This window comes from Bacteroides sp. MSK.20.12 (assembly GCF_019052435.1).
Taxonomy (GTDB): Bacteria; Bacteroidota; Bacteroidia; order Bacteroidales; family Bacteroidaceae; genus Bacteroides; species Bacteroides xylanisolvens.
On sequence record NZ_JAHQVH010000082.1, the window covers coordinates 1 to 5643 of the forward strand.

Annotated in this window: 5 protein-coding genes and 1 pseudogene; all 6 read left to right on the forward strand. The window is 42.7% G+C overall.

Annotated features, from left to right (window positions below; all coding sequences use genetic code 11):
• Nucleotides 1–124: 124 nt before the first annotated feature.
• Nucleotides 125–309 (forward strand): annotated as a pseudogene (locus KTR06_RS24840) (recombinase family protein); the annotation flags it as partial.
• A gap of 104 nt (nucleotides 310–413) precedes the next feature.
• The gene (locus tag KTR06_RS24075) at nucleotides 414–1751 is read left to right on the forward strand and encodes a site-specific integrase (RefSeq protein ID WP_004323146.1); all 1338 of its coding nucleotides are present in this window, start codon (nucleotides 414–416) and stop codon (nucleotides 1749–1751) included.
• A gap of 7 nt (nucleotides 1752–1758) precedes the next feature.
• Nucleotides 1759–2700, forward strand: coding sequence for a DUF6043 family protein (locus KTR06_RS24080; protein ID WP_007842064.1), 942 nt, complete (start codon nucleotides 1759–1761; stop codon nucleotides 2698–2700).
• A 169-nt stretch (nucleotides 2701–2869) separates the two neighbouring features.
• Nucleotides 2870–3184, forward strand: coding sequence for an AlpA family transcriptional regulator (locus KTR06_RS24085; protein WP_004291341.1), 315 nt, complete (start codon nucleotides 2870–2872; stop codon nucleotides 3182–3184).
• A 4-nt stretch (nucleotides 3185–3188) separates the two neighbouring features.
• Nucleotides 3189–4379 (forward strand): primase-helicase family protein, encoded by a 1191-nt coding sequence (locus KTR06_RS24090; protein WP_004291344.1) that lies wholly within the window; start codon nucleotides 3189–3191, stop codon nucleotides 4377–4379.
• A 232-nt stretch (nucleotides 4380–4611) separates the two neighbouring features.
• Nucleotides 4612–5568, forward strand: coding sequence for a toprim domain-containing protein (locus tag KTR06_RS24095; protein WP_005833668.1), 957 nt, complete (start codon nucleotides 4612–4614; stop codon nucleotides 5566–5568).
• Nucleotides 5569–5643 lie beyond the last annotated feature (75 nt).

The window sequence follows — 5643 nt, forward strand, 5'->3', positions numbered from 1 at the left end:
TATTACAAAAGTAATCACTTTAAAGAAAGCTACAAATAGTTACCCCCAAGAAATTGCGGGTGAGCCAAAATCATTTCAGTAACAAATCTTTCGTCAATGACGCGTGCAAATCCATCATGCTCGAATTTTCGGTATGACCAACGAGTTACGAGGAGTAGAAAAGAAAAGCGGAGAGAGTATTTCTACTTTCTCCGCTTCAGTACCCAGACCCGCATTTGAAATAATTAAAGTGGGGAAAATGTAGGGAAAAAGAAAAATGCAAAAAATACTGCAATTACACTATATTTCAATGTGTTACAATCTAATTAAATTTTAATCCAAGTTAATCGAATTGCAAAATATTCAGCAGACGTGGGGAAAATGTGGGGAAAATACTTATATTTGCAGCAGAGTAAAATTCAACCTGTAAGTCTATGAAAGTAACCTTTATCATTAAAAAAGCAGCCAAGCGATATGATACAGAATCCATGGCTACAATCTATGTACGCTTTAGAAACGGAAGGCAGTTAGACTCCGTTGCTCCTACTCAGTTGGCTATCAATCCCAATCTATGGGATGATAAAGACGAATGTGTAAAAACGAAAGCTGTCTGTAATGAAGAAATGCGTACCCATATAAATGAAGAGATACGCCAGTTGAAAACCTATATCGAGAAGGTATATCAACAAGAAAAGGAAGCAATAGACAAAGAATGGCTAAAAACAACACTTGATAAATTTTACCATCCTGAAAAATATTTTCTGCCGGAGGAAGTAGTTATCAAGCCTACCATTGGAGAACTATTCGATGAATTTCTAAACAAGCACCCTTTGTCGGAAGTACGAAAGAAAAATTTCCGGGTTGTCAAAAGAGCCTTACTGCGTTATGAACTATATGTAAGGACAACAAAGAGAGGGCAAAAGGACTTTATCCTTGACGTGGATTTGGTAACACCTGACACGCTTCGGGATATGTGGGATTTCTTTCAGAACGAATACCAGTACTATGAACTTTACCCGAGCATTTATGAAGCCATTCCCGAAAAGAGGACACCACAGCCCAGAAGCAAGAACACGCTGATAGACTGTTTTTCAAGAATACGCACATTCTTCCTGTGGTGCTTCGATAACAAATGCACCACAAACAGACCTTTCGACAAGTTTCCGATAGAAGAGTGTACATACGGCACACCTTATTATATAACACTCGAAGAAAGGGACAGGATTTTTAATGCAGACCTTTCTGCCACCCCACAATTGGCAATACAAAGGGATATATTCATATTTCAGACACTGATAGGATGTAGGGTGAGCGACCTGTACCGAATGACCAAACTAAATGTGGTCAATGAAGCCATAGAGTATATTCCCAAGAAAACCAAAGAGGGGAATCCGGTTACGGTACGCGTTCCACTTAACGACAAGGCGAAAGAAATCCTTGAACGCTACAAAGAATATGAGGGGAAACTGTTGCCGTTCATATCCGAACAAAAGTACAATGACGCCATAAAAAAGATATTCAAGTTGGCTGGAGTTGACCGCATCGTAACAATCTTAGATCCGTTGACGCACAACGAAATCAAACGACCAATTTATGAAGTGGCAAGCAGCCATCTGGCAAGACGTACATTTATCGGCAATATCTATAAAAAAGTGAAAGACCCGAACCTCGTTTCCGCACTGTCGGGACACAAGGAGGGAAGTAAAGCTTTCAGACGATACAGGGATATTGACGAAGAAATGAAGAAAGACCTTGTAAAACTATTAGATTGATACTTGTATGGGACAACAAGAATATGATAATTTCAAAAGACTGATAAAGGAATGGCTCGACAGCCATCCGGATGAATATGCCGATTTCGTAGAAGAAATGAACGACAAGAAGTTCAAAGGATTCTTCAATATTTTCAATACGGCTGTAAGGCTTGTTCCCAAATATAAAGAAGCAGCACGCAAGAGAATAGGTGATGATAGAAACCCTGATTTCGAGGAACTGGAAAATGTTCTTTTACAATCAGACCTTGCCGAGAAGATAGTAAATGAGTTTCATACCCCGAACAAGAGAAGCATTGTTCCTGCCATGCTTGCATGGCTCTATTACGGACGAAGCTATGAGTGCATGGTGGAACAGGGTGAGGAACTGACCAAAAGAAAGGATATTCCCACCTTATACAAATGGCTTGTTTCCGGCATGGTCAAATTCATTATCAGAAAAAGCATCGCCAATGGCATGAGAACCAAAGAGGACTGGCAAGTATTCAGGAAGCAACAGAAAGCCATTGAGGAAAACTCTCTCGTGGAATGGGCAATAGAAGAAGATGAAGACATGGACGAGGAAGAAACAGATATGTTGCAGGAAGAACAGCCAAAGACCGCAGGACGCAAAGCCGACACACGCACGTTGCCAGAACTTCTGATAGAAAGGCATGACATACTGATTGAAAGAATTGGCACACGATTGAAAACTCATGCTACGGAAACAGATATAGCACGACTGTTTATCGCACTGGTGGAATACCGATTCATGCGGAAGTGTCCCATCAAGACTTTCAGAAACGCACTGTACGAGCAGTTCAAGGAACAAGAAATCGTCCACGAAAGAGGCATCCAGAAAGCATACAGAAATCTCACTTCTCCGTTTGGAAACAGCAAGAAACTGGTAAAAGACATTGGTGAAGACCATGAAGCCATCGAGGAATTGAAAGCCTATCTATCCAATTGAAGTTCGTTTAATTCGCTTTTCGTTTTTACGAATTTAACGAATTGAATATCATTGTTTTACAATTGATTTTCATTATATATTTGCGCCACTATCCTAATCGGGGTAGTGGCTTTTCGTTTATAATACTGCCGAAACGGGAAGTCTTACAACCGGCAGTTTCAAGAAGCCTATGACAGACATATTGGCAATTATCCAAAACGGAAACGGCAACATCAAGTTGGAAGTAACAGGAGAAGATTTGCTATTATTCTCCAACCAGTTAATCAGCCGTGCGAAGCATGAACTTTCTACCGCCATTGCGGAAGCAAGAAAGGAGAAGTATCTAACCAAAGAGGAAGTGAAAAAGATGTGCGGTGTTTGTGATACCACACTCTGGCACTGGTCTAAGAAAAACTATCTGAAGCCTGTAAAGGTTGGAAACAAGGTCAGATACCGACAATCCGACATTCAGAGAATTTTAGGTGAACACAACCCTTTAATCTAAGCCTATGAAGGAGGAAGAATATATGCGCGTAGGAACAACTTTGTACAAGGTGGTCAATCAGCCATGCGCTAATGGCGGTTATGAAAAGAAACGTGTCGTATGGAACAACAGCACATTACGGCAGGACTATGGAAAGAACTATCTTGCCACCGTCCCCAAGTATGACGGCTTTTGCACCGTTCCCAACCATTTGAACTACCAAAAGGAGATTGAGGGATTTCTGAACCTTTACGAGCCTATAGAGCATAAACCGCAGCAGGGGGACTTCTCCCACATCCAATCCTTGATGCGGCACATCTTCGGGGAACAATACGAGCTGGGTATGGACTATATGCAACTGCTGTATCTACAGCCGACACAGAAGCTGCCTATTGTCCTACTTGTTTCAGAAGAACGCAACACAGGCAAAAGCACGTTCTTGAACTTCCTGAAAGCCGTGTTTGAGAACAACGTGACTTTCAACACCAACGAAGATTTCCGCAGCCAATTCAATTCCGACTGGGCAGGAAAGCTGCTAATCGTTGTGGACGAAGTTTTGCTCAACCGCAGGGAAGACAGCGAACGGTTGAAAAACCTGAGCACCACTTTCACCTACAAGGTGGAAGCCAAAGGCAAAGACCGAACGGAGATTGCTTTCTTCGCCAAGTTCGTGCTATGTTCCAACAACGAATATCTGCCCATACTCATAGACGCAGGAGAAACACGCTACTGGGTGCGGAAGATAATGCCGTTGCAGAGTGATGATACCAACTTTCTGCAAAAGCTAAAAGCGGAAATACCCGCATTTCTTTATTTCCTGACCCAAAGGGAACTATCCACAACACAGGAAAGCCGTATGTGGTTCAACCCAAGACTGACACATACCGCAGCCTTGCAGAAAATAATCCGAAGCAACCGCAACCGACTGGAAATAGAAATGACCGAGTTGTTGCTTGACATCATGTCGAACATGAACGTGGAAAGCGTATCATTCTGCCTGAACGACCTTGTAACCTTGCTACTCTATTCACAGGTCAAGGTTGAAAAGTATCAAGTGAGGAAAGTTGTGCAGGAAGTATGGAAACTTACTTCCGCACACAATTCGCTATCCTACACCGCTTATGAGTTCGCACCCCATCGTGAGTGCCACTATGAGCCGAAAAGGAAAACTGGTCGGTTTTATACGGTCACGAAAGAACAACTGACCGCTATCTAATTATTTTGATGAAATGATGAATAAGGGAAGTAATATATTGCCTTACAGATAGATATGTATTCATCAAACACTCATCAACAACGATTGCTGATGAAAAAAGAAAACATCATTTCTCTTTTGGCAAGCAATCTGATGAGAAAAAGATGAGCCGATATAACGCTGTTTAACAGTGTGTTAAATTCCAAATTCATCAAATCATCATTTTTTCATTCACCAACAAATCCGCAAGAAAATGACAATAGAAGAAGCTAAAAGCATACGAATAGCCGACTACCTGCACAGCTTGGGTTATTCACCAGTAAAACAACAAGGTATCAACCTTTGGTACAAATCTCCGTTTCGGGAAGAGAGTGAAGCATCGTTCAAAGTGAATACCGAACGTGAACAATGGTATGACTTCGGTTTGGGAAAGGGCGGAAACATCATTGCACTGGCTGCACATCTGTACGCTACCGACCATGTACCTTACATCTTGAAACGGATAGCAGAACAGACACCGCACGTGCGCCCGGTATCTTTTTCTTTTGGCAAGCAAAGCTCTTCTGAGCCGAGTTTCCAACAGTTGGAGATTGTTCCGCTGTCATCTCCTGCCCTGCTTGCCTACTTGCAAGGTAGAGGAATAAATACAGAACTGGCGAAAAGAGAATGTAGTGAAGCCCGTTTCACCCACAACGGCAAGCGGTACTTTGCCATCGCCTTTCCCAATGCTTCGGGTGGGTTTGAGGTTCGCAACCGCTATTTCAAGGGCTGCATCGCTCCAAAGGAAATCTCCCACATCAGACAGTCTGGGAAAGCGAGGAATACCTGTTATGTGTTCGAGGGATTTATGGACTACCTCTCCTTTTTGACATTGAGACAAGAGAGCTGCCCAAATTATCCGGAATTGGACGGGCAGGACTACATTGTATTGAACTCAGTATCGAATGTAAACAAGGCTCTCTATCCGTTGGGCAATTACGAACGCATCCACTGCTTTTTAGACAACGACCATGCAGGAATGGAAACACTCCGGCAAATCCGCATGGAATACGGCAGAGACCGATACATCCGGGACGCTTCGCAGATTTACAGAGGATGCAAGGACTTGAACGAATACTTACAGAAACAGGTTGAAAGAAAAAGGCAAGTCCAATCCGTCAAAGGAGTGAGCAGCCAGTCACCGAAAAAGAAAAACGGCTTTCGGTTATAGCCCACTATAACTACACGCTCCGCTTTCGTAGTTGTGGGCTCTCCCGAGGGGATTAGGGCTTTACCCTAATGACCC

Bases quoted from the DNA above. Each gene is read 5' to 3' on its own strand.
- KTR06_RS24085 (WP_004291341.1), top strand. From the start codon at position 2,870: ATGACAGACATATTGGCAATTATCCAAAACGGAAACGGCAACATCAAG.
- KTR06_RS24075 (WP_004323146.1), top strand. From the start codon at position 414: ATGAAAGTAACCTTTATCATTAAAAAAGCAGCCAAGCGATATGATACA.
- KTR06_RS24080 (WP_007842064.1), top strand. From the start codon at position 1,759: ATGGGACAACAAGAATATGATAATTTCAAAAGACTGATAAAGGAATGG.
- KTR06_RS24090 (WP_004291344.1), top strand. From the start codon at position 3,189: ATGAAGGAGGAAGAATATATGCGCGTAGGAACAACTTTGTACAAGGTG.
- KTR06_RS24095 (WP_005833668.1), top strand. From the start codon at position 4,612: ATGACAATAGAAGAAGCTAAAAGCATACGAATAGCCGACTACCTGCAC.